The organism is Erythrobacter mangrovi, from assembly GCF_013260645.1.
Taxonomy (GTDB): Bacteria; Pseudomonadota; Alphaproteobacteria; order Sphingomonadales; family Sphingomonadaceae; genus Qipengyuania; species Qipengyuania mangrovi.
Window position 1 is genome coordinate 326,925 of the sequence record NZ_CP053921.1, and the last position, 24,527, is coordinate 351,451.

12 protein-coding genes are annotated in these 24,527 nt (G+C 61.8%); 9 read left to right on the plus strand and 3 right to left on the minus strand.

Annotation, left to right across the window (positions count from 1 at the left end; genetic code table 11):
* Positions 1-169 precede the first annotated feature (169 nt).
* The 3 genes from HQR01_RS01720 to HQR01_RS01730 all read left to right on the plus strand — a co-directional run bounded on the left by HQR01_RS01720 (position 170) and on the right by HQR01_RS01730 (position 6,807).
* Complete coding sequence (locus tag HQR01_RS01720) at positions 170-3,310, plus strand: TonB-dependent receptor domain-containing protein (RefSeq protein ID WP_234030212.1); 3,141 nt, start codon at positions 170-172, stop codon at positions 3,308-3,310.
* An 81-nt stretch (positions 3,311-3,391) separates the two neighbouring features.
* A complete protein-coding gene (locus HQR01_RS01725) occupies positions 3,392-4,912 on the plus strand; it encodes a putative 2OG-Fe(II) oxygenase (RefSeq protein WP_173212077.1) in 1,521 nt (506 codons plus the stop codon).
* A 5-nt stretch (positions 4,913-4,917) separates the two neighbouring features.
* Entirely contained in the window at positions 4,918-6,807 is a 1,890-nt protein-coding gene (locus HQR01_RS01730; protein WP_173212078.1) for a tetratricopeptide repeat-containing sulfotransferase family protein, read from the plus strand.
* Between the two features lie 135 nt (positions 6,808-6,942).
* Here HQR01_RS01730 and HQR01_RS01735 read toward each other — a convergent pair whose 3' ends face one another.
* On the minus strand, positions 6,943-7,242 hold the full coding sequence (locus HQR01_RS01735) for a hypothetical protein (RefSeq protein WP_173212079.1): 300 nt from the start codon (positions 7,240-7,242) through the stop codon (positions 6,943-6,945).
* A gap of 170 nt (positions 7,243-7,412) precedes the next feature.
* Between HQR01_RS01735 and HQR01_RS01740 the strand changes: the two genes are divergently transcribed.
* Positions 7,413-7,943 carry a hypothetical protein gene (locus HQR01_RS01740; protein ID WP_173212080.1) on the plus strand — a complete coding sequence of 177 codons (531 nt, stop codon included), beginning with the start codon at positions 7,413-7,415 and terminating at the stop codon, positions 7,941-7,943.
* Positions 7,944-8,177: 234 nt separating this feature from the next.
* Positions 8,178-11,351: a TonB-dependent receptor domain-containing protein gene (locus HQR01_RS01745; protein ID WP_173212081.1), complete on the plus strand. Its 3,174-nt coding sequence runs from the start codon at positions 8,178-8,180 to the stop codon at positions 11,349-11,351.
* Between the two features lie 96 nt (positions 11,352-11,447).
* On the opposite strand, the gene clpB is transcribed toward HQR01_RS01745, so the two are convergent.
* Positions 11,448-14,024, minus strand: coding sequence for an ATP-dependent chaperone ClpB (clpB, locus tag HQR01_RS01750; protein ID WP_173212082.1), 2,577 nt, complete (start codon positions 14,022-14,024; stop codon positions 11,448-11,450).
* Positions 14,025-14,360: 336 nt separating this feature from the next.
* Between clpB and HQR01_RS01755 the strand changes: the two genes are divergently transcribed.
* Positions 14,361-16,634, plus strand: a complete 2,274-nt coding sequence (locus tag HQR01_RS01755) for a TonB-dependent receptor (protein ID WP_173216051.1) — start codon at positions 14,361-14,363, stop codon at positions 16,632-16,634.
* A gap of 103 nt (positions 16,635-16,737) precedes the next feature.
* On the plus strand, positions 16,738-17,913 hold the full coding sequence (locus HQR01_RS01760) for an acyl-CoA dehydrogenase family protein (RefSeq protein WP_173212083.1): 1,176 nt from the start codon (positions 16,738-16,740) through the stop codon (positions 17,911-17,913).
* Here HQR01_RS01760 and HQR01_RS01765 read toward each other — a convergent pair.
* Positions 17,893-19,341 carry an ATP-binding protein gene (locus HQR01_RS01765; protein WP_173212084.1) on the minus strand — a complete coding sequence of 483 codons (1,449 nt, stop codon included), beginning with the start codon at positions 19,339-19,341 and terminating at the stop codon, positions 17,893-17,895. The genes HQR01_RS01760 and HQR01_RS01765 overlap by 21 nt on opposite strands.
* 127 nt (positions 19,342-19,468) lie before the next feature.
* On the opposite strand from HQR01_RS01765, the gene HQR01_RS01770 reads away from it, so the two are divergent.
* Positions 19,469-21,640 (plus strand): acylase, encoded by a 2,172-nt coding sequence (locus tag HQR01_RS01770; protein WP_173212085.1) that lies wholly within the window; start codon positions 19,469-19,471, stop codon positions 21,638-21,640.
* Positions 21,641-21,651: 11 nt separating this feature from the next.
* Complete coding sequence (locus HQR01_RS01775) at positions 21,652-24,522, plus strand: M16 family metallopeptidase (protein WP_173212086.1); 2,871 nt, start codon at positions 21,652-21,654, stop codon at positions 24,520-24,522.
* Positions 24,523-24,527: the final 5 nt, after the last annotated feature.

Consider the following 24,527-nt stretch of genomic DNA (forward strand, 5'->3'; position numbering starts at 1 on the left):
AATCCCGATCGGGGCTGAGAATTACTTTGCAATGTAACTATCTCCGGATGCAGATAGCCGGTTCCGCCGATGGCCGTTGTGCGGCATTGCTGCATCACGCGGTCAATCCATGGGGGTTCTTAAGTCCCGTTCGATTAGTGATCGGGAAACGGAAGAAGGACTGAAAAGAGTGAAACTCCAGACATATTTCAAAGCCAGCACGGCCCCGGCCGTACTCGGTCTTGCGCTCATCGCGCAGCCGGCAATGGCACAGGACGCGGATGAGGGCGCTGACGAAGCTCCCGCCGCTTCCATCGTCGTTACCGGTTCGCGCATCAAGCAGCCAAACCTCGAATCGGCTAGCCCGATCACGGTCGTTAGCGCTGCCGAGATCACGCAGACTGGCACGACTCGCGTCGAAGACCTCGTCAACTCGCTGCCGCAGGTTTTCGCCGGCCAGGGTTCGAACGTCTCGAACGGCGCAACCGGTACCGCCACGCTGAACCTGCGTGGCTTGGGCTCGGAGCGTACGCTGGTTCTCCTGAACGGCCGTCGTCTTGTCCCGGGTGACCCGACCACTTCGGCTGCCGACATCAACGTCATCCCGGCTGCGCTGATCAAGCGCGTCGACGTGCTTACCGGCGGTGCTTCGTCGGTGTACGGCGCCGACGCCGTATCGGGCGTCGTCAACTTCGTCCTCGACACCGAGTTCGAAGGGTTCAAGCTCGACACTCAGTATTCCGTTTACAGCCACAAGAACCGTGCCGGTTCCAGCATTACGGATGCACTGGACGCACGCAACTTCCCGTACCCGAGCGGTACCACGACGGACGGCGGCACCTTCGATGCCACGCTGGCGTTTGGTACCAGCTTCGACGACGGCCGTGGTCACGCCACCGCCTACGTCGGCTACCGCAAGATCAAGGCTGTCAACCAGTCACGTCGCGACTACTCGGCTTGTGCGCTCTCGGGACGTACTGCAGCTCAGGTTCAGGCCAACGGCCAGCTCTACAGCTGCGGCGGCTCGGCAACTTCGCCGACCGGGACGGTCTTCGCCTTTGACAGTGACGATCCGCGGACCAGCTCGTTCACCTCGCTGACCTATCAGTTCGGTCCGAACGCCACGATCCTTCCGGGCTTTACCGCATTCAACTTCGCGCCGACCAACTACTTCCAGCGTCCGGACGAACGTTATACGGCTGGCGTATTCGCGGATTACGAAATTTCCGAAGCGCTGCACCCCTATATGGAGTTCAACTTCATGGACGACCGCACGGTCGCCCAGATTGCTCCGTCGGGTAACTTCGGCAACACGCTTTCGCTCAACTGCGACAACCCGCTGCTGGGTGCCGATCAGCTCGCGCTGATCTGCGACACCGAGAACCTGCTCGTCAGCCCAGCGCCCGGCGATGCATTCTTCGTTGTCGGTAACGCCGCAGCTGAGAACGCTGCTCGTACCGCTCGCAACATCGGTGAACCGCTGCTTGGCCTGACGCCGTTCAACTTCATCGATCCGACCACTGGAGCGACCTACAATCGCGGTTTCGCGCAGATTCTGCGTCGTAACATCGAAGGTGGCTCGCGTCGCGATGACCTGCAGCACACCAGCTATCGCGCAGTGATCGGTTCGCGCGGTGATCTGGGCTCGGCATGGTCGTACGACCTTTATTACCAGTATGGTCGGACCAACTTCGCACAGACCTACCAGAATGACCTCTCGGTGACGCGTATCACTCGCGCCCTCGACGTGGTGGACGATGGAAATGGTAACGCGGTCTGCCGTTCGGTGCTCGACGGTTCGGATCCGAATTGCGTTCCCTGGAACATCTTCTCGCCGGGTACTGTGACTCCGGACGCTGCAGCAACAGCCTACCTTTCGACCCCTGGCTTCTCTCGCGGCATCGTTTCCGAGCAGGTCTTGTCGGGCTATGTCTCGGGTGCGCTGGGCGAATATGGCGTACAGTCGCCGTGGGCCTCGGAAGGTGTCGGCATCGTGCTTGGTGGCGAATACCGCAAGGAGAAGCTTGAGTTCCTTTCGGACCTCGCCTTCCAGACCGGCGACCTCGCAGGCCAGGGCGCTCCGACGCTCCCGGTTTCGGGTTCGTTCAATGTGAAGGAGGTCTTCACCGAAGTCCGTGTGCCTGTGGCGCAGGACAGCTGGGTGTATGACTTCACCATCACCGGTGGCTACCGCTATTCGGACTACAGCACGGGTGCGACGACCGATACCTACAAGATCGAAGCCGAGTTTGCTCCGACGGCGGACATTCGTCTCCGTGGCGGTTATAACCGCGCGGTGCGCGCGCCGACGGTGCAGGATCTCTTCGCTCCGCAGCGTGTCGCTCTCGATGGTTCGACCGATCCGTGCTCGGACTTCGCGATCACTGCTGCAGACGTTGGCTGTATTGCCCAGGGTCTCTCGGTGGGTCAGGTCGTCCCCTCGAACCCGGCAAGCCAGTACAATGGCCTGATCGGCGGCAACCCGGACCTTGTTCCGGAATCCGCAGACACCTACACGGTGGGTCTCGTGTTCACGCCGACGTTCATTCCGGGCTTCAGCGCCACGGTCGACTACTTCAACATCAAGGTGAAGGACGCGATCCAGGGCATCGGTGCAGACACCATTCTTTCTGCCTGTACCGCTACGGCTGACCCCACGTACTGCTCGCTGATCAACCGCGATGCCTCGGGCTCCATCTGGCGTTCGTCGGGTGGCTTCGTGAACGATCTGTCGCAGAACATCGGCGGCGTGGAAACGTCGGGCATCGACGTAAACGTTGCGTACAGCCGTCAGATTGGGAACGCCGGTCGCCTGTCGTTCACCTTTATCGGCACGTACCTGGACGAGCTGGTTACCGACACGGGTGTTGATGTCCCGGGTCTCGACCAGACCTACGATTGCGTAGGGCTCTACGGCAACGCCTGCGGCACGCCGAATCCGGAGTGGCGTCATCAGGCTCGCCTGAGCTTCGACATGCCCAGCGGCATTGGAGCATCGATCCGCTGGCGTTATTTCGGGTCCGTCTCGCTTGACGCACTCGAATCGAACACCAACCTGAGCAGCACCGGCAACTCGGGCCCTGCACCGGGTGGCGTTGCCCGTCCGGGTCTCGCTGGCTTCAACTCGGTCAACTACTTCGATCTGGCACTGACCTTCGAAGTTGGCGACCACTACAAGTTCCGCCTGGGTGCCAACAACATCTTCGACAAGGCGCCGCCGGTTACCGGTTCGCAGGCCTGCCCGGCCGGCTTCTGTAACGGCAATACCTTTGCGCAGGTGTACGACGCTATCGGTCGTTACCTCTACGCTGGCGTGACGCTTGAATTCTAAGCGTTACCCACATTGAATTGGGAATGGCGGGCCGTCAGGTCCGCCATTTTCATTTGGGCTTTCGGTGAGGAAATTAGACCCGTGACCAAGGATGAAGCGGAAGCGCTCGTCAGGGCACTCGCAACCAACAATGCGCGGCACCTATTCACTCGCGGAATCGACCTCATCAAGGCCGACTATCCCGAAATACTACTCCCTGTTGCGAAGACCGCAACGCGACAGTTTCCCGATGATCCGCGAGTTCACCAGCTCTTGGGGCTGGCAGCGCGCGCAGTCGGCGAGAGCCATGAAGCACTGGAGGCGTTCTCACGGGCCGCACAGTTGGCTCCAAACGACGCTTTGATCGCTCACTCTCATGCCCGTGTTGCGCTCGAAGCCGGCCGTCCCTCTTCTGGCCTGTTTGAAAGGGCGCGCCTTCTCAGCCCGAACGACGGAGCCGTCTTATTGGGACGTTCCGCTGCACGAGTTCAGGAGGGCAATGCAACTCTTGCGATTGAGGAGCTGGAAGATATCCTTCAATCCAATCCATTGTGGACCGACGGACATCGCGCCGCTGCCCAGATCAGGGCGCAGGAGGGGCTCGAGTTGGACGCAACATTACGCGCTGCAATCGCCCTGCATCCTTCGCAACCTGACCTCCGTCGACTTCACATCTCACTCCTTTTGGAGGCGAGGGACTTGCCTGCTGCAGATCGAGCGGCAATTGACGCGTTCAAAATGCTCGGTGATCAGCCGTGGCTTACTTTTCTTGCCGCGCATATCGCTTCTGAACGAGGCGACCTCATCGCGGCCGACCGACTGTTCTCCAAAACACCGGTGCCATCCACGCCAGAGGACGTCTCACTTTTGGCACGTCATGCAATTCGCGCGCGACGACCAGAAGTTGCTGTTGGTCTGCTTGAGCAATGGATTGAACAGGATCGCAATCATCTCCTGTGGCCGTATCTTTCCTTAGCTTGGCGAATGACTGGGGATAGGCGCTGGCACTGGCTTGAGGGTGATGAACGCTTGGTCGGAGTGTATGACCTAGCAGAGCGCTTCGATAACCTCGATGGACTAGCTGAGCATCTCCGCGCGCTCCATGTTGCGCGTGAGGCACCGCTCGATCAGTCTGTCCGTGGGGGAACCCAGACGGACGGCAACCTGCTCTTGCGGGACGAACCGCAAATTCGTGCTTTACGCGCACTGCTCCTCGAGACGGTCAGCCGCCATGTAGCCCAATTGCCGGATCATGCTGAAGGACACCCCACCCTGCCCCGGCAGCGCGAATGTCAACGCATTTCAGGATCGTGGTCAGTTCGCCTAAAGGACTCCGGCTTCCATAGCGACCACGTCCATAGTCAGGGGTGGCTCAGTTCGGCACTATATGTTTCGCTTCCAGATTCGCTTTCCAGCCCAGGTAAAGATTCATCACACGAGGGATGGCTTTCTCTCGGCGAATGTCGTGACCTGTTGCCCGAGCTCGAGCCAATCCGACTGATCGAGCCGCGACCTGGCCGACTCGTGCTGTTTCCTTCGACTATGTGGCATGGTACGCGCGCCTTCCCTGCCGGTGAACGCATGACCGTCGCATTCGATATTGCCTTACCACGACAAAGTTGAGCTGAATGACACACCCTTCCGCAATCCCCTCGCACCTTTCGCCGCAGGTACTGGAAGCGATGTCGCGCTTCAGGATGGATGACAATCATGGAGCGCTTTCCATTGCCGAGGCGGCGCTCGTCGAGGCGGCTGACAAGGCACCGCTGATGGCGGTCGCAAGTCTCGCTGCCTTGCGGCTCGGTCTGCCCCAACGGGCCATTCCACATCTCGAGTCATTAATTGCACTTAATCCAGGCGATCGGGCATCGCGAGCGAACTTGGCCAACGCCTATGTCCAGGTGGGTAAGCACGAACTGGCCCTGGAACTGGTGCGGGGAGAGACCGCTCCAGGGCTAGCGAGAATCGAAGGCTTCATCCTGCAAGAAGCGAATGATTTTGCAGGAGCAGTCGCTGCGTATCGCAGAGCCATTGCTGGAGATCCGAACGATCTGTCTTCATGGAACAACTTGGGGAACGTTCTTTCCGCGAGCGGCGACGTTGACGGAGCAATCGAAGCCCTTGAGAGGGCCATATCGATTGCTCCGGGCGAACTGCGGATATATTTGAATCTAGCGGAAGTCCTCAAAGAGGCAGATCGACCGGAAGCACGACTCAGAGTATTGACGGATGCGCGAAAGCTCGCGCCTGAAGACCAGCAGGTATTGGTCGAACTTGGGATGACCTATGCGCGCGTCGACGATCTAGACTCCGCCATCTCGACTATGAAACACGCGATAAATCTGTCTCCCGGTTTTTGCGACGCGCATATCGAGCTGGGTATGATTTATGAAAACTTGAATCGTGTTGAGGAACTGACAGAACTAGTCGGGAGCGTGGACCAGACAAAGGCACCGGCGGAATTCGCATTCCTGCTGGCCTGGCAGGCACGGAGAGAAGGACGTTTCGAAGACGCTGCCGAACTGGCGTCCAGGATACCGGAGACGGTTCATCCTCGGCGCCGATTCCACCTGATCGGTGGGATCGAAGATCGCCGTGGCAATGCTAACGAGGCCTTTGCAGCATTCGAGCAAATGAACCGCGAAGCCATCGATTCTTCGCCGCCGCCTATTGGTCCAACCTACCGCGAAGAGGTAACGAGCGACCTAGCCAAGTGGACTGATGAATGGGCCCGGGAATGGCCGCCATTCGAGCCCAGTGATCAATATCGAGATCCCGTTTTCCTAGTTGGTTTTCCGCGCTCGGGCACGACACTACTCGATACAATGCTCATGGGTCAGGGTGAACTTTCGGTGCTCGAAGAGCGACCAATGATGGCACGCACGATCAGGCAGTTGGGAGAGAACGAAGATCTACCGAGTTTAACCCCTGAACGAGTTCATGAGTTGCGCGAAATGTATTTCACCTACGCTCGCGAATTCGGCTGGGATGGCACCAGATGGCTGGTCGACAAGCACCCGCTCAATATGGAGCGCGTGCCTACAATCCACCGCCTGTTTCCCAATGCTCGGGTAATACTGGCCGAGCGGCATCCTTACGACGTTGTGCTCAGCTGTTTCATGGCAAATTTCCAACTCAACCTTGCGATGCGCAGCTTTGCTGACCTTGAAGAAGCAGCGCGGACCTACGATGCGGTATGGCGGGCTTGGCAGCGCGGGATCGAACTATTCCCGGTCGACTGGCGCGCGGTGCGATACGAGCGATTAGTGGCCGACCCGCGAGCCGAACTCGAACCGTTGGTATCCTGGCTCGGCCTCGGATGGAATGACCGCCTGCTCGACCATACAACAACGGCGCGCGAACGTGGGCGCGTGCGGACTGCGAGCTACTCGCAGATCGGTGAATCGCTTTACATCCGGGCGACCGATCGTTGGAAACGCTACGCCGAGCACCTCAAGCCCGTAATCCCTATTCTAAGGCCGTGGGCAGAGAAAATGGACTATCTTCAAGAACGCTAAAGCCGCAGGCGATCATCGTGCTGGCAGACTTTGCTGCCAACTATTAACTGTGGCGATGGCCCGACAATCGCCACGGCGCGAGATACTCTATGCAACCGAGCGTCAAGAACTCGATTGTCTTAACAGAACACAAGGTCAGCCACCGCCGGCGGTCTCGCGAGAGTTTTGAATGCGCTCTATGTCTCTGCGATCCTGGGCCCGATCCGCTGCCCACTGGCGCCGTGTTTGGCAACGTTTGGCAGTAGCAAGGCGCGAGCCAACGATCCGTTCGGTTCTGCACACTACCTTGTCGAGTTTCGAATCTTCTTTCTCGCCCTCGACCACAATCTCCTTGTCTACGGCTGCCGTCTCATCTGTGGCAGGTTGCGATTCTTGCGCGATGACCGGAGCTGCAACAACAAGGATGGCGGCAGCCGAAGTAGCGAGAAACCTCATGTCGAATCCAATATCCAGTTTTATTCCAAAGGCTAAGTGTATCTTTTCTCGATCAGGAAGGCTATCCAAAATCGGTACTATCTACGGACTGGATTTCGCTGGATAAGCGGATATCGTTACACCGAAACAAGAATGCCAAGCAGGAGAGAGTTGTGATTTCCAGGGCCAAAGTGGGCAAGGTCGCTGTGGTGGCCTTTGTCATCATGACCGCCGCATACAGTGCGTCGGCCGAAGACGAGCCGGCCGAAAACTCCTATCTCGCTGCACTCAAGGCCTGCCAACAGGAGCAAGATTCGGCCGCAAGACTCGCCTGCTTCGATGCTGCTGCGGCGACGATCGTTGGCGCAAGCGAGACCGGTGATCTCCGATTGGTAGACCGCGAGGAGGTGCGAAAAACACGCCGGAATTTCTTCGGCCTATCTCTCCCTGATTTCGGAATATTCGGCAAACGCGACAAAGACGGTGAAGATCAGGACGAGATCCAGGAACTCGAAACCAAGATCGTGTCCGTTTCAGGATCGCACGGAAGCGGCTATGTTATTCGTACTACCGAGGGCGCCTTATGGCGGATTGATGTCGTTCCCAGGCGTCTGCTCGAGCCCAAATCCGGGGATACGCTGCTTATCAAGAATGCCGCTCTCTCATCATATTTCTTACGGATCAATGGCCAAGGCGGAGTAAGGGGCACGCGGATTCGCTAGGGCCGCCTTGTTTAAGAACAACCGAAAATTCCACAGAAAAGCACGCGCTTGGAATATTTTTGCGGCCGGATGGGAGATCAGAACCCAACCTGTTGCAAATCGGTGACCCACTTGACCCGAAGTTCGCATTTTTGACGTTTTGCGGCTGGTCTCCCTTGCCACAAGATGAACGGATTGCTTTTATGTCTCCATCGAGCCGGTCGGGTCCGGCTCGCATTGTGGGGACTGAAATCCATGAAAAAGAGAACTTCCACCTTGGGTGGACGTGCCGCTTTGTTTAGCAGCGCCGGTTTGGCCGCCTTGTCACTGACGATTGCAGCACCGGCCTTCGCCCAGGACCAAGAGGACACGGACGAAGCGGCAGCTGACGAATCGATCGCTGACGACACAACCGAAACCTTCGATGGTGCGATCCTGGTGACCGGCACGCGCATCGCTCGGCCGACCCTTTCTTCGCCAGTTCCCGTGACCACGGTGTCGGCAGCTGAATTGACGGACAATGGCGATACCTCGCTGGGCGACGCGCTCAACGATCTGCCTTCGCTCCGTTCCACCTTCAGCCAGGGCAACTCGACCCGCTTCATCGGTACCGCCGGTCTCAACCTGCTCGACCTGCGTGGCCTGGGCACCAGCCGTACACTGGTTCTGGTCAACGGCCGCCGCCACGTGACGGCTTCGCCGGGTGATTACCTGGTCGACGTCAACACCATCCCGGTCGATTTGCTCGAACGCGTCGACGTGGTGACTGGCGGCAATTCCGCAGTCTATGGTTCGGACGCGGTGGCGGGCGTCGTCAACTTCGTCCTCAAGCGCGACTACGAAGGTATCTCGCTCAAGGGGCAGGCTGGCGTTTCATCGCGCGGCGATCGCGAGAACTATTTCCTTGCCGGCGTTTACGGCAAGAATTTTGCGGACGGCCGCGGCAATGTCGCCGTAGCAGTCGAATATGCCAAGTCCGAGCCGTTGTACTTCCGCGAACGCGATGGCCTGACCGGCGCCTATAGCGGACGCTGCCAGTACAACAACGTTGGCGACAGCCAGGCCGACGAAGGGCCGTTCGGCTCCGACGGCATTCCTGATCTCGAGCCGGTCTGCGGTATCCGCAACGGCTCGATTTCGGACGGCGGCACGATCGGCGGTTTGGGCCAGGGTCAGTTCCTGCGCTTCGACAGCAACGGCAACATTTTTGTCGACGTACCTGACCAGTTCCTGCCGTTCAGCGGCAACGTGATCGGCGGCAACGGATCGACCCTGCGCAACACTGGCCAGCTTGCTGCCGGCTTGGAGCGTATCTCGGTCAACCTGCTAGCTCACTTTGAGATAAGCGAAGCCTTCGTTCCGTTCGTCGAAGCCAAGTATGTCCATGTCGACGCACTTCAGGAAGGTCAGCCGAGCTTCTTCGTAGGCGGTCCGGACTCGTTCTTCGGTGGTCCTGCCATCACCTGTGACAACGCATTCCTGAATGCCCAGGCACTCTCGACGCTCCAGAGCTTCGGACTGTGCGCGACACCGACCGGCCGCATCCCTCTCACGCGCTTCAACATCGACTTCGGGGGCCGCGGTGAAATCCACGATCGCGACACCTATCGTATCGTTGCCGGTGTGGAAGGCACCTTCAACGAAGACTGGCGCTACGAATTGTCGGTCAACTATGGCCGCCTTGAAACCAAGCTGGATTCGCTGAACAACCTCCTGCTCTACACGCAGGATGGTAACAACCTTGCCGGGTTCAACCTGGCGGTTGACGCGGTTCGCGACGTCAATGGCAACCCGGTCTGCCGCATCAACGTCGATGCGGATCCGAACAACAATGATCCAGCCTGTGTGCCGATCAACGTTTTCGGCTTCGGCGCGCCTAGCCAAGCCGCCCTGGACTATGTGAACACAACCGGCCATCGCGAAGAAACGGCGGAAGAATTTGACATTCTCGCCACGGTTTCAGGCGATCTGTCGCAGCTGTTCGAACTGCCTGGCGGTCCGATCGCTTTCGCTCTCGGCGGGGAATACCGGTCCGAGAAGGCCTACAGCGCCTTTGACGAGTTGACCGCAAGCGGTGCCACCTTCCTCAACGCGATCCAGCCCTTCGACCCGCCGAAGCTGACCGTGAAGGAAGCTTTCGGCGAGCTCAGCATTCCGCTCCTGGCGAACGTGCCGCTGGCGGAAGAGCTGACCGTAAGCGCTGCAGGCCGCGTGTCGGACTATAACAATGCAACTGGAACGGTTTACGCCTACAACGTCCAGGGCATTTACGCTCCGGTCCCGGACATTCGCTTCCGTGCCGCCTACGCAACTTCGGTTCGTGCACCGACGCAAGCCGACCTCTTTTCGCCGCAGTCGCAGAACTTTGCATTCATCGCTGACCCCTGCGACCAGGCGACGGGTGCGATCAATACCGATCCTAACCGCGTAGCCAACTGTGCGGCGGCGGGCGTACCGACGACTGCCAATGCCGCTCTGGTGGCGGCATGCGCAGGCACCTCGTTCGCAGTGGCACTTGGCGATCCCTACACCAACTGTACGGCTCGCACCTCGTCAACCGGCTTCCTCTCGGGCGGCAACCCCGCGCTGGTTGAAGAACGCGGCAAGTCGCTAACCGTCGGCGTGGTGGTTGAACCACGGTTCATTCCGGGCCTAAACTTCACGGTCGACTACTATCGGATCAAGGTGAACAGCCTGATTTCCACGCTGACCGCCCAAACGATCATCAACCAGTGCTACAGCGACGCCAACGGTATCAGCAACCAGTTCTGCGCCAACGTCAATCGTGATCCGACAACCGGACTCTTCATTGATCCCGCGACGATTTCTGGTGGCGTCAACTTCGCTGCACAAAAGACCGAAGGCATCGACTTCGATCTTCAGTACAACCATACCTTCGACAATGGTCACAGGTTGCGGTTCCGTGGCATCGCGACCTACCTCATCAGGCTGGACAACTTCCTCAACCCGGTGGATCCTGAAGTACCGAACCGTCAACGGAGTGAGCTGGGCGACCCGAAGTGGGCCGCTTCGACGAACTTCAACTACGACTTTGGCGATGTCGACTTCACTTGGTCGATGCGTTATCTCGGACCGCAGACCAAGTCGGCCTATGAGAACGCATTCTCCTATATCGGGCGTTGCCCCGCGTCGGGCGTCACGGGTTCTTCGGGTGGCACTTGTACCCCCGGCGAACTCACCCGCCTGGATCCCGCGAACGCGGACCAGTATGAGGATCCGACCTTCCCGGTGAAGATCTACAATAACTTCCGGCTCAGCTTCGATGTTGAAGGTGGTTACAACTTCTACATCGGCGTCGATAACGCCTTCGACGTACAGCCGCCCTTCGGTCAGTTGGGCACCGCCGGTGGCGATCCGTACGACACCTTCGGTCGCTACTTCTACGCGGGCTTCCGCCTCGAACTCTGATCGATCTTGTAAGATAAAAAGAAAGGGCCCCGGGAAACCGGGGCCCTTTTTTTAAGACGTCCTGAGTGTTTAGCGGACCAGCGATCCGTCCAGCCTTCAACCCACCTTCATCGCCAACGCACCGTCGCCTTCGTCGATATGCACGGTCGATCCATCGGGCACCTCGCCGCGCAGGATCTTGTCTGCCAGCGGGTCCTGCAGGTAGCGCTGCACCGCCCGCTTGAGCGGTCGCGCGCCGTAGACGGGGTCGTAACCCACCCGGCCGAGCCATTTCTTTGCACCCTCCGTAAGGTCGAGCACGATCTTGCGATCCTTGAGCAGCTTCTGCACGCGATTGACCTGGATATCGACGATCGGTGCCATGTGTTCCTGGCCGAGGCGGTGGAACAGGATGATCTCGTCGAGCCGGTTGAGGAACTCGGGGCGGAAATGCCCGCGCACCACATCCATCACTTGCGTCTCAACGCTCTCAACGCCCTGCCCATCCTCGAGATTGGCCAGGTACTGGCTGCCGAGGTTCGACGTCAGGATGATCAGCGTATTGGTGAAGTCGACCACGCGGCCCTGCCCGTCGGTCAGGCGACCGTCGTCGAGCACCTGCAGAAGTACATTAAATACATCCGCATGCGCTTTCTCGACCTCATCGAACAGCACGACCTGGTAGGGACGGCGGCGGACGGCTTCGGTTAGGACCCCGCCCTCTTCATATCCAACATAGCCCGGAGGCGCGCCGATCAGGCGGGCGACCGCGTGCTTCTCCATGAACTCGCTCATGTCGATGCGGACCATCGCCTGGTCGTCGTCGAACAGGAAGCCAGCCAGCGCCTTGGTCAGTTCGGTCTTGCCGACACCGGTCGGGCCGAGGAAGAGGAACGAGCCGAGCGGGCGATTGGGATCCTGCAGGCCCGCACGCGCGCGGCGCACGGCCTTGGATACCGCATCGATCGCTTGCGCCTGGCCGATCACCCGCTTGCCGAGGATCTCCTCCATCTGCAGCAGCTTCTCGCGTTCGCCCTCGAGCATCTTGTCGACCGGGATGCCGGTCCAGCGGCTGACGACACCGGCGATGTCATCCTCGGTCACTTCCTCGCGCAGCAGCGCGTTCTCGGTCTGGCCGGCAGCTTCGTTGAGTTTCTTCTCGAGCTCGGGAATCCTGCCGTATTGCAGCTCGCCCGCCTTGGCGAGATCGCCGGTGCGCTGCGCCTGTTCGAGCTCCAGCCGCGCCTGGTCGAGCTCTTCCTTGATCCGCGCCTCGGCGTGGATCTTGTCGCGCTCGTTCTGCCAGCGGGTGGTCAGCTCGCTCGACTGCTGCTCGAGATCGGCAAGCTCCTTACGCAGGGCCTCGAGACGGTCCTTCGACGCGTCATCGCTCTCCTTCTGCAGCGCCTGTTCCTCGATCTTGAGCTGGATGATCCGGCGATCGAGCTTCTCGATCTCCTCGGGCTTGCTCTCCACCTCCATGCGGATGCGCGAAGCCGCCTCGTCCATCAGGTCGATCGCCTTGTCGGGCAGGAAGCGGTTCTGGATATAGCGGTTGGACAGCTGCGCCGCCGCGACGATTGCGCCATCGGTGATGCGCACGCCGTGGTGCAGTTCGTACTTGTCCTTGATCCCGCGCAGGATGCTGATCGTATCCTCGACGCTGGGCTCGCCGATGAAAACGGCCTGGAACCGCCGCTGCAGCGCGGGATCCTTCTCGACATACTTCTGGTATTCGTCGAGCGTGGTCGCGCCGATGCAGTGCAATTCGCCGCGCGACAGCGCCGGCTTGAGCAGGTTCGAGGCATCCATGCTGCCTTCGCTGGCGCCCGCACCGATCAGCGTGTGCATCTCGTCGATGAACAGGATGATCTGGCCTTCGGCGCCCTTGACCTCGTCGAGCACGGCCTTGAGCCGCTCCTCGAATTCGCCGCGATACTTTGCGCCCGCAATCAGCGAGCCCATGTCGAGCGCCATCAGCGTGCGGCCCTTGAGGCTATCGGGCACGTCGCCATTGGCGATGCGCAGCGCGAGGCCTTCGGCAATCGCGGTCTTGCCGGTGCCGGGTTCGCCAATCAGCGCGGGGTTGTTCTTGGTGCGGCGGGCGAGAATCTGCACCGTACGGCGGATTTCCTCGTCGCGGCCGATGACCGGGTCGAGCTTGCCGTCACGCGCGGCCTGAGTCAGGTCGCGAGCATATTTCTTCATCGCGTCATAGGCGTTTTCGGCACCGGCGCTGTCGGCGGTGCGCCCGCCGGTTGCCTCCTGGATCGCCGTTTCCAGCGCCTTTGCATCAACATTGGCCGATTGCAGGGCCTTGCCTGCATCGCCGCCCGAAAGCGCGAGCGCCTGCAACAGGCGCTGGACGGGGACGAAGCTGTCACCCGCCTTCTGCGCGAGCTGTTCGGCCTGGTCGAGCACGCGGACGGCGTCATTATCGAGGCCGGGGGTCTGTTGCGCACCACCGCCTGAAACCGCGGGTATCTTGCCCAGCGCCATGTCGACGTCGTTGACCGCAATCCCGGCATTGCCGCCCGCACGCTGGATCAGCTGTGCAGCCATGCCCTCGCTGTCTTCCAACAGCGCTTTGAGGATATGGGCCGGCGATATCCGCTGGTGATTCATGCGGATCGCAACGGTCTGCGCGCTCTGGAGGAAACCCTTGGCGCGGTCGGTGAACTTTTCGAGATTCATGCAAACACCCCAAACCTGAATTACCGCCCGGATATGGTGTGGCGATAATGCAACACAAGCCCTCCCCGCCAAATTTTGCGAGGTGTATTAGTGGAATATAGGAGTCGGGTGAGAATTGGCGAGAGGGAATTGCCGATAATTCTCCACCCTGCCCGCGCTGTCTCCAAACTGCCGCGCGAGATTCTCCAAGCCGTCATCGCACTGAACCCGATCGGTCACCAAGCACCTCTAGTGGCGCGGTGGAACCGTTCGAACGGGAATGCATGCGGCGCAGCACGACGTCGCTCCTTCCCCCGTTCGATGCGCTTCGCCATCACAATGAGGGAAACAATCATGATGCGCTCCACGCTCCTGTGCCTGCTTGCAGGGACCGCCCTGGTCCCGTTCCAGGCAGTCCACGCCACCGAAAGCGAAATCGCGGACTCCGGCGAAGCCGCCGCCAGCGACGAAAACCAGATCATCGTTTTCGGCAAGGGTCAGACCCGCCAGACCGGCACGCTGGACGAAGAACGGATCGCCATTTCGACCCCGGCGATCAGCCCGCTCAAGGCGATCGCGCGACTTCCCGGCGTGAACTTCCAGTCGTCGGATCCATTCGGCAACTACGAATGGTCGCAGCGCATCTCGATCCGCGGCTTCAACCAGAACCAGCTGGGCTACACCTTCGACGGCGTGCCGCTGGGCGATGCCAGCTACGGCAATCACAACGGTCTGCACATCAGCCGAGTGATTTCGCAGGAGAACATCGGTTCGATCGCAGTCACACAAGGCGCAGGGAACATCGGGGTCGCGTCCACCAACAACCTGGGCGGCACGGTGGAGACGAGCTCGCAGGATCCGGAAGGGCGCCTCGCCGTACTGGGTGATGCGACCTATGGCCGGTTTGATACCTATCGCGGTTTCCTGCGCCTGAACTATGGCACGCCGGGCGGCGCGTCGGGCTATGTCAGCTATGGCTACTACCAGACCGACAAATGGAAGGGTTACGGCGAGCAGCGCCAGCACATGGTCAACGCCAAGCTGACTATCCCTGTCGGCAGCTTCGCGATCGACGGCTGGTACAGCTATTCCGACCGTGCCGAGCAGGATTACCAGGACTTCAGCCTCGAGCAGATCGACCGCCTTGGCTACTTCGCCGACAATCTCAGCTACGAACGGCTGGAACTGGCCAACCTTGTCGCCGATGTCGGGGCCAACACGGGCTATACCGGCGCGACACCGCAAAATCCGGCGGCCGGGACTACCTACCCTGCCCCCTATACCTCGCCCGACGATGCCTATCTCGACGCCGCGGGCCTGCGTCGAGATCACCTCGCCTACCTGCGCCTGCACGGCGACGCCGGGCAGGCGAAGCTGGCCTTGACCGGCTACTATCACACCAATGAAGGCCAGGGATTGTGGGGCACGCCCTATGTGCCGAGCCCGACCGGTGGATCGCCCTATTCGATCCGTACCACCGAATACGACATCGAGCGCACGGGCGTGCTCGGTACCGCGTCGCTTCCGGTCGCAGGCACCGACCTGACCCTGGGCCTGTGGTACGAGAACAATGATTTCCACCAGGCGCGGCGCTTCTACGCGCTGACCAGCCGCACCGAACCGGGCCGCAGCTTCCTGGAATTCCAGAGCGATCCGTTCTTCACCCAGTGGGAATTCGACTTCAACACCAAGACCTACCAGTACCATGTCGAGGACTCGATCCAGCTCGATGCGCTCAAGCTGAACCTGGGCTGGAAGGGCTTCCGCGTCGAAAACAATGCCGATCCGGTGATCTCTGGAGGTCGCGCCGTGGGCTCTTTCGCAGTCGAGGACTGGTTCCAGCCGCACGCAGGCGTAACCTATGATCTGGGTCAGGCGGAAATCTTCGCCGGCTTCACGCAGGTCACCCGCGCCTTCGCCAGCGCCACCACCGCCGGTCCCTTCGCGACCAGCCAGGCCGGCTTCGATTCGCTCCAGGCAGACGGGCTTCGGCCGGAAACCTCGAACACCTATGAGATTGGCGTACGCTACAACACGCCGATCGTGAACGCAGTGCTCGCCGGTTATTACGTCGACTTCGACAACCGCATCATCGCCTTCGCCAATGGCGCGGGGATCGTCGGCAACCCGGCTATCCTGCGCAATGTCGGTTCGGTGCGCTCGATCGGCATCGAAGCGGCGGCAGACGTGAAGCTGAACGACATCGTCGGCTTCTACGCCAGCTACGCCTACAACGATTCGACCTATCGCAACGACGTTCTCAACGCCGACTCAACGCTCTATGCGGCGACCCGTGGCAAGACGGTGGTCGACAGCCCGAAGCACATCCTCCACGCCGAAGTGAACTTCGACACTGTGGGTTTCTTCGGCAATCTGGGCATGGATTATCAATCCAAGCGCTACTTCACCTATGAGAACGACCAGTCGGTCGGCGGGCGGGTGACCGTCGATGCTGCGCTCGGCTATCGTTTCGACGATCACTTCGAACTGCGTCTCAACGCGACGAACCTGTTCAACGAACGCTATATCGGCACGATCGGGACCAATGGCTTCGGCAACCGTGGTGACAACCAGACGCTGCAGACAGCTGCCCCGCGCGCGGTGTTTGCCACGCTGACAGTCAAGAACTGATCGCCGCACCATGATCGGCGGGGGCGCACCTTCGGGCCAGCGCCCCCGCCCTTCATCCAATCGCGGAGATTGACTGTCCTGCCGTGTCGCACAAGGATGCGGCATGACCGCATTCGACGACTGGCGCGCCCGCTCTCCCTTCTACGACGAAAGCCACGAGGCGCTGTCCGCCAGCGTCCGCCGTTTCGTCGAGCGCGAAATTGCGCCCTACGTGGACCGGTGGGAGGCGGAAGGCGAATTGCCGCGCGAGTTGCACCGCAAGGCGGCCGAAGCGGGCATCCTGGGCCTGCGCTATCCCGAGCAATATGGCGGGCACGAGGAAGGCTTCGACATCTTCCACTCGCTGGTGGTGACCGAGGAACTCGCGTCCTGCGGCGCCGGCGGTGTCGGCGCCTCGCTGATGACCCATGGCATCGGCCTGCCTCCGGTCCTTGCGCTCGGCTCCGACGAATTGAAACAACGCGTCGCCCCGCCGGTACTCGCGGGCGAGAAGATCATCGCGCTCGGCATCACCGAGGCTGGCGGCGGTTCAGACGTCGCCAACCTCAAGACCACGGCACGGCGCGAAGGCGACCATTACGTCGTCAACGGCGGCAAGATGTTCATTACCAGCGGCATGCGCGCCGATTGGCTTACCTGCGCGGTGCGCACCGGCGGCCCCGGGGCGGGCGGCATCTCGCTGCTGCTGATCGACATGGCGAGCGAAGGCGTCGAACGCACCCGGCTCGACAAGATGGGCTGGCGCTGTTCGGACACCGCGGCGATCCACTTCTCCGACGTGCGAGTGCCCGCAGAGAACCTGATCGGGCCCGAGAATGGCGGCTTCATCGGGATCATGCGTAATTTCAACGGCGAACGGCTGGGCATGGCCATGGGCTGCTGCGCCTATGCCCGCGTGGCGATGGCCGAAGCCGCGGAATGGGCGCAGCAGCGCGAAACTTTCGGCAAGCCGCTGGTCGGACACCAGTCGATCCGCATCAAGCTGGCCGATATGGAGCGCCAGATCGAGGCAACGCAGGCCTGGGTGGACCTCTGCGCCTGGCAGGTGCGCGAGGGACGCGATCGCCCGGCCGATTTCGCCATGCTCAAGGTGCAGGCCACGCGCATGCTCGAAGCCGTCGCGCGCGAAGCGGCGCAGGTGCTCGGCGGGGCGAGCTACATCACCGGTAGCAAGGTCGAACGAATCTATCGCGAGGTACGCGTCAATGCGATCGGTGGCGGGAGCGAGGAGATCATGCTCGACCTCGCCGGGCGGCAACTATTCGGCGGGAGTCGCTGAGCTTTCGAGCCCCGGCACCAAGACCGAGCGGCCACCGCCGAAATCCTCGCGCACGACGATCAGCCCCTGGCGTTCGAGATGGTCGAGCAGGCGACGGATACGCCCCGGCGAACTGCTGCCATAGGCACGCCCCAGCTCGTCCTCGTCGACATCCGCCTCGCCCGCGCTCGCAGTCTTGGCCAGTACCAGGAAAGGCGCGAGTAGGTCGTCTTCTACCCCGCGTGCGAGCTGCATGATCCGCTCACGCAGATCTTCGTCGAGCAAGTCGAGGCCGGCACCCGCCATGGCGAAGCGACGGCGGAAGCTGCCCATGTCGGGCATCGGCCCGATTATCCGTTCACGCCGGCAGCGCGAGAGAAAGGTCTGGTACTGCGTGCTGGCCGACTGGAAGGCGATGCCTTCCTCCGCAGCCAGCGTGGAGATGATCGTGTCGATCTGTTGGGCCACGGCGGAGGTGTCGACGGGCGCGCGCGGCGCCTCGACCTGGCGCTCTTCTGCCTGGGCGATCGAATCCTCGACATCCTCCCAGCGCGGCGGAGGTGGCGCGGGCGGCGGCGCCTTGGCGACCTCGCTCGCGAGGTCGCGGGTGAGCAGCGCCTCCATGTCGGCGGGCGCGGTTTCGGGCATCGCCATCAGCCCTTCGGCGCGCGCCTTGAGGCCCGATTGGACAGGCCCGATCTTCACCGCGACAGGCAACCGCGTAATTGCCGGACCCAGCGCGAGGAAGTGCCCGCGCTCGAGCTCGCGGATGCGTTCCGCTTGCCGCCGCTCCATGCCGAGCAGGTCGGCCGCGCGGACCATGTCGATATCGAGGAAGGTACGCCCCATGAGGAAGTTCGAGGCTTCAGCCGCGACGTTCTTGGCCAGCTTCGCCAGCCGCTGCGTTGCGACGATCCCCGCCAGCCCGCGCTTGCGCCCGCGACACATCAGATTGGTCATCGCCGACAACGTCATGCGCCGCGTGTCCTCGGCGATCTCCCCCGCGACCGCGGGCGCGAACATCTGCGCTTCGTCGACCACCACGAGCGCGGGGAACCAGTGCTCGCGCGGGGCATCGAACAGTGCGGTCAGGAACTGCGCGGCGCAGCGGATCTGCTGTTCGACCTCGAGTCCTTCCAGCGCCAGCACCACGCTTGCCCGGTGTTCGCGGATACGGCGCGCCAGTGCCTCGATCTCGGCGGGCGAATAAGCCGCGCCGTCGATCACGATATGCCCGAAGGGTTCGGCCAGGGTGACGAAATCGCCTTCTGGGTCGATCACCACCTGCTGGACCATCCGCGCGCTCTCTTCAAGCAGGCGGCGCAGCAGGTGCGACTTGCCGCTGCCCGAATTGCCCTGGACGAGCAGGCGGGTCGCGAGGAGCTCCTCGATATCGAACTCGACCGGCTTGCCGGACGCGTCGTTGCCGATGGTGATGCGGGCTGTCACGTGTGTGGAGCTAGCGGGTCGAATCCCGTTAACGAAATAGGCCGGCGACGGTTTTACCCAACCGAAAGAGCTGCTTCCCGCCCCGTGCGATTCCCGCTAGGTCGGTTGCAAGAGAGGACTTGCCTACATGCGGAAATGGTTAGGGCGCATCGGATTTGCGCTGGTGGTGATTTTGATCGCCGGCTTCATAGTGCTGGCTACGTGGGAACCGTTCTGGGCCGAACGAGACGATGTCCGCCTGTCGGACCGCTCCTATTCCGCCGAAATCGTGCGCGACGATTTCGGCGTCCCGCATATCTACGGCAAGACCGACGCCGATGTCGCCTACGGCGTGGCTGTGGCGCACGCACAGGATGATTTCGCGACACTCCAGGACGTCGTCGCCATGGCCCGCGGTCGCTATGGCGCGATCGCCGGACAGGACGGTGCGGCGGTGGACTATGTCTACCACCTGCTCGATGCACGCGGCACGGCAGAACGCCACTATCCCAAACTGCCCGAAGATACGCGGGCGCTGTTCGAAGCCTATGCGACTGGCCTCAACGACTATGCCAAGGACCATCCTGACGAGGTCGCCCTCGCCAACCTGTTCCCCGTCGACGGGACCGACATCGCCGCGGGTTTCGCATTGCGCCAGCCGTTCTTCTTCGGCCTCAACAATGTCATCGAACCCTTGGTGACGGGCACGGATCTCCTGCCAGAGTTCGGCCCGCCAACCCCCAAGGGCAAGCAGGCCCGCGCCTACCCGCTACCTTGGGGTGAAGACGGGGCGCTGTCCGGCTCGAACGCCTTCGCGATCGCCCCGCAGAAATCGGGCGATGGCGCCACCCGCCTGGTATCGAACAGCCACCAACCGTGGCGCGGCGGCGTTGCCTGGTACGAACTCGTCGTCGAGAGCGGTGAGGGCTGGCACTATGCCGGCGCGAACTTCCCGGGCAGCCCCTACCCCTTCCTCGGCCACAATGAGGACCTCGGCTGGACCAATACGGTCAACCGTCCCGACATGGCCGACGTCTACCAGCTGGTGATGGACGATAGCGGCACCAAATACCGCATGGGGGACAAGTGGTTAGCGCTCGAGGAAAACATCGTCACCCTGCCGGTAAAGCTCGGCCCGCTAGTGCTTCCGATCCCGCGCAAGGTCTATCGCAGCGTACACGGTCCGGTGATCCGGAACGAGCGGGGCACCTTCGCGATCCGCTATGGCGGGATCGACAATATCGGCCAGCTCGACGCCTATTACCGGCTCAACAAGGCCAAGAGCCTCGATGAATGGCAGGCCATCCTTGCGCGGATGGACATCCCGTCCACCAACTTCATCTACGGCGATGCCAAGGGCAATATCGCCTATGTCTACAATGCGGCGATCCCCGATCGGCCCAAGGGATATGATTGGCGGGGCATCTTGCCCGGCGACGATGCAAAGGCGATCTGGAAGGGCCCCGTCGCTTACGAGGCGCTCCCGCGCTACATCAATCCCGCAAGCGGATGGCTCTACAACTCGAACAACACCCCCTTTACCGCCGCGGGGCCGGGCAGCGACCTGTCACCCGGCAGCGTGCCGCCGGAAATGGGGGTCGAACTCAAGCAGACCAATCGTTCGCACCGCGCGTGGAAGCTGATGAGCGAAGCTGCGGTGATCGACCTGCCGACACTGAAGCGGATCAAGTATGACACTGGCTACGCACGCGAAGGCTATGTTGCCGATCTCTGGGCCGAACTGGAAACACTGCAGCTCGACCCCAAGAGCGAGCTTGGCAAAGCACGCCAGCTGTTGATCGACTGGGATTTCGACGCCGACAGCAAGGGACCGGGCGATGCGCTGGCGCTGTTGATGATCAAGGATTTCATGTCGGCCGAATACCAGAACAAGCCGCTCCCCAATGTGCGGGAGAAGCTGGCTTGGGCAGTCGACCACCTTAAGGCGCACTTCGGGCGCATCGATCCGCCGGCGGGCGAGTTGCTGCGCCTCCGGCTCGGCCAGGTCGACCTGCCACTCGACGGCGGATCGGACACGCTGCGGGCTTCGACCACCTGGGACGTCGCAGACGATGGTCGCCTGGCGGTCAAGCACGGCGACAGCTTCATCCAGTTCATCGAATGGCTCCCGGGCAAGCGGGTCAGCTCGCAGTCGATCCAGCCCTTCGGCGCGGCTACCACACGGCCCAATTCCCCGCATTACACCGATCAGGCGGCGCTGTTCGTCCAGCATCGCTTGAAGCCGGTCCATTTCTGGCGCGAAGACGTGCTCGCCAACGCGAAGTCCCGCACCACCGTCACACACCGACCCAATCGCTAACAGGAGCCTCGATGCGTCCCCATCTCCTCAGCAGCCTTGCCGCAATCGCGCTTGTCGCCGGATCGGCGGCCCACGCTGACACACCGCTAAAGCCCGCACCTGTCACCGAGGCATCGACGCTCTCCGAACTCGTCGAGAAGGTCGATATTCCCTATGAGAGTTTCACACTCGAAAACGGCCTGACCGTGCTGGTCCATACCGACCGCAAGGCGCCGATCGTGGGCGTCACGACCTATTACCGGGTCGGCTCCAAGCATGAACCACGCGGCCGCACCGGCTTCGCCCACCTGTTCGAGCACTTGATGTTTGGCGGCAGCGAGAACGTCGAGAACTTCGATATCCCGCTCGAGGCTGCCGGTTCGACCAGCACCAACGGTTCGACCAACTTCGACCGCACCAACTACGTCGAAACTGTGCCGACCGGTGCACTCGACCTGGCGCTGATGATGGAAAGCGACCGTATGGGCTATCTGCTTGGCGCGATCAGCCAGGAGAAGCTCGATAAGCAGCGCGGCGTCGTCCAGAACGAGAAGCGCCAGGGCGACAACCAGCCCTATGGCCTGACCTTCTACGCCCTGCTGGAGGGGCTCTTCCCCGTGGGGCACCCCTATCGTCATTCGACCATCGGTTCGATGGCCGACCTCGATGCCGCGAGCCTTACCGACGTACGCAAGTGGTTCACGGACAATTACGCGCCCAACAATGTGGTGCTGTCGCTGACCGGCGACATCGATGCCGCGACCGCCCGGCCGATGGTCGAAAGGTGGTTTGGTGCGATCCCGCGCGGACCCGAAGTGACCCCAGTCCAGGCAGCTCCTGTGACGCTCGCCACGGAAAAGACCCGCGAATTGATCGACCAGGTCCCGCAGACGCGCATCTATCGCGCCTGGACCGGACCGAGCCTCAATCACGCCGACGCGGTTCCTTTGAGCATCGGGATGAGCGTACTCGGCGGCCTTGCCAGTTCACGGCTCGACAATGTGCTGGTGCGTGACGAGCAGCTCGCCACGAGTGTTAGCGCCTTCAACTGGCAGTCCGAGCAGGTCTCGGTGCTCGTCGCACAGATGGACATCAAGCCCGGGATCGATCGTGCGATAGCCGAGAAACGCCTCGACGAGGTGATTGCCGAAATGCTGGCGAAGGGCCCCACTGCAGACGAGCTGACCCGCGCCGCCACCAGCCTGGTGTCGAGCGAGATCGACGGCTTGGAACGCGTCGGCGGCTTCGGCGGTAAGGGCGCAACACTGGCCGAAGGCCTGCTCTATTCGCAGGATCCCGCGTTCTACAAGTCCACGCTCGAGCAGGTCGCCGCACTGAAGCCCGCACAGGTGACCGAGGCGCTGGGTCGCTGGATGACGCGCCCTGCCTACCGCCTCGCCATCGTACCCGGCGAACGTGTGGAAAGCGGCGCCACCATGGGTGGCTGGGGCGATGAGGGCAGCGTTGCCGCGCCGCCGCCCGATGCCAAGGCACCAATCGAGGTCACTCGCACCGGTCCGCCGCGCGAATTGCCGACGCCGCAGCCGGTCGGCCCGCTGACCTTCCCGACGGTCGAGCGCGCCAAACTAGAAAACGGGATCGAAGTCACACTCGCTCGCCGCACGGCGATCCCCAAGGTGGCCATCTCGGTCGAATTCGACGCAGGCTATGCCGCCGACGGCGCGGCCAATGCCGGCACACAGTCGCTGATGATGGACCTGCTCGAGGAAGGTACAACCAGCCGCAGCGCGCTCCAAATCGCCGAGGAGCAGGAGCGACTCGGCGCAGAGATTGGCACGGGCAGCTCGCTCGATACCAGCTCGGTGTCGATGAATGCGCTCACCTCCAACCTGGCGCCATCCCTGGCGCTGATGGCCGACATCGTGCGCAACCCGGCCTTCGCCGAAACCGAGGTACAGCGGGTGCGCGACCAGCGGCTCGCCGAAATCGGCCAGCAGCTCTCATCGCCCGGTGGCCTGGCCGGCCGCACACTGCGCCCGCTCGTGTTCGGCGAGAACCACCCCTATGGCTCGGTCGGATCGCTCGGGCTGGTACCGGTGGTCGAAGCGATCGGTCCGGCCAAGCTGCGTGCCGAGCACCAGGCATGGATCCGGCCCGAGAACGCCAAGATCTTCGTCGTCGGCGACGTGACCATGGGCGAGCTCAAGCCGCAGCTTGAGCGCGCCTTTGGCGACTGGCAGGGCACCGGCGAGGCAGCACCTGCCAAGGTCCTGGACGGCGCGATTCCTGCGCCCCAGACCAAGTTGGTGGTGATCGACCGGCCCAATTCGCCGCAATCGGTGATCTACGCCGGTCGGGTCCTGCCGATCACCGGACCCACGTCCGGTCTTGAATCGCTCGATCTGGCCAACGAAGTGCTCGGCAACGGTTTCCTCAGCCGTATCAACATGGTGATCCGCGAGGAAAAGGGCTGGAGCTACGGCGCGCGCAGCGGGGTGGACGACCCGGCCGGCCCGCGCCTGTTCACGATCAGCACCGCGGTCCAGTCGGACCGCACCGCGGATTCGGTCCAGTTGATCCTCGATATCGCGCGCGATTTCGCCAATGGCGCGCAGGGGGTCGACGACACCGAATTCAATCGTGTGACCGACGGCAATATCCGCGGGCTGCCCAATCGCTTCGAGACCAATTTCCAGGTTCTCGGCGCGATCGAGGAGAATGATCGCCTTGGTCGGCCTGACGATTATTACACCACCCTGCCCGACCGCTATCGCGCGATTACCAAGGATGCGATCGACGCCGCGGCCAAGCAGTATCTCGGCCCCGATAATCTCACCATCGTGGTGGTCGGGGACCGCAAGCTGATCGACGCGCAGCTCGCCAAACTCGGCCTGCCGATCACCTATCTCGCTGTTGACACGAGTGTCAGCAACGCGGAATAAGCGTC

What these genes read in the sequence shown, in the direction of transcription:
- clpB (WP_173212082.1), bottom strand. Translation starts at nt 14,024, where the DNA reads ATGAATCTCGAAAAGTTCACCGACCGCGCCAAGGGTTTCCTCCAGAGC.
- HQR01_RS01775 (WP_173212086.1), top strand. Translation starts at nt 21,652, where the DNA reads ATGCGTCCCCATCTCCTCAGCAGCCTTGCCGCAATCGCGCTTGTCGCC.
- HQR01_RS01730 (WP_173212078.1), top strand. Translation starts at nt 4,918, where the DNA reads ATGACACACCCTTCCGCAATCCCCTCGCACCTTTCGCCGCAGGTACTG.
- HQR01_RS01735 (WP_173212079.1), bottom strand. Translation starts at nt 7,242, where the DNA reads ATGAGGTTTCTCGCTACTTCGGCTGCCGCCATCCTTGTTGTTGCAGCT.
- HQR01_RS01755 (WP_173216051.1), top strand. Translation starts at nt 14,361, where the DNA reads ATGCGCTCCACGCTCCTGTGCCTGCTTGCAGGGACCGCCCTGGTCCCG.
- HQR01_RS01760 (WP_173212083.1), top strand. Translation starts at nt 16,738, where the DNA reads ATGACCGCATTCGACGACTGGCGCGCCCGCTCTCCCTTCTACGACGAA.
- HQR01_RS01770 (WP_173212085.1), top strand. Translation starts at nt 19,469, where the DNA reads ATGCGGAAATGGTTAGGGCGCATCGGATTTGCGCTGGTGGTGATTTTG.
- HQR01_RS01745 (WP_173212081.1), top strand. Translation starts at nt 8,178, where the DNA reads ATGAAAAAGAGAACTTCCACCTTGGGTGGACGTGCCGCTTTGTTTAGC.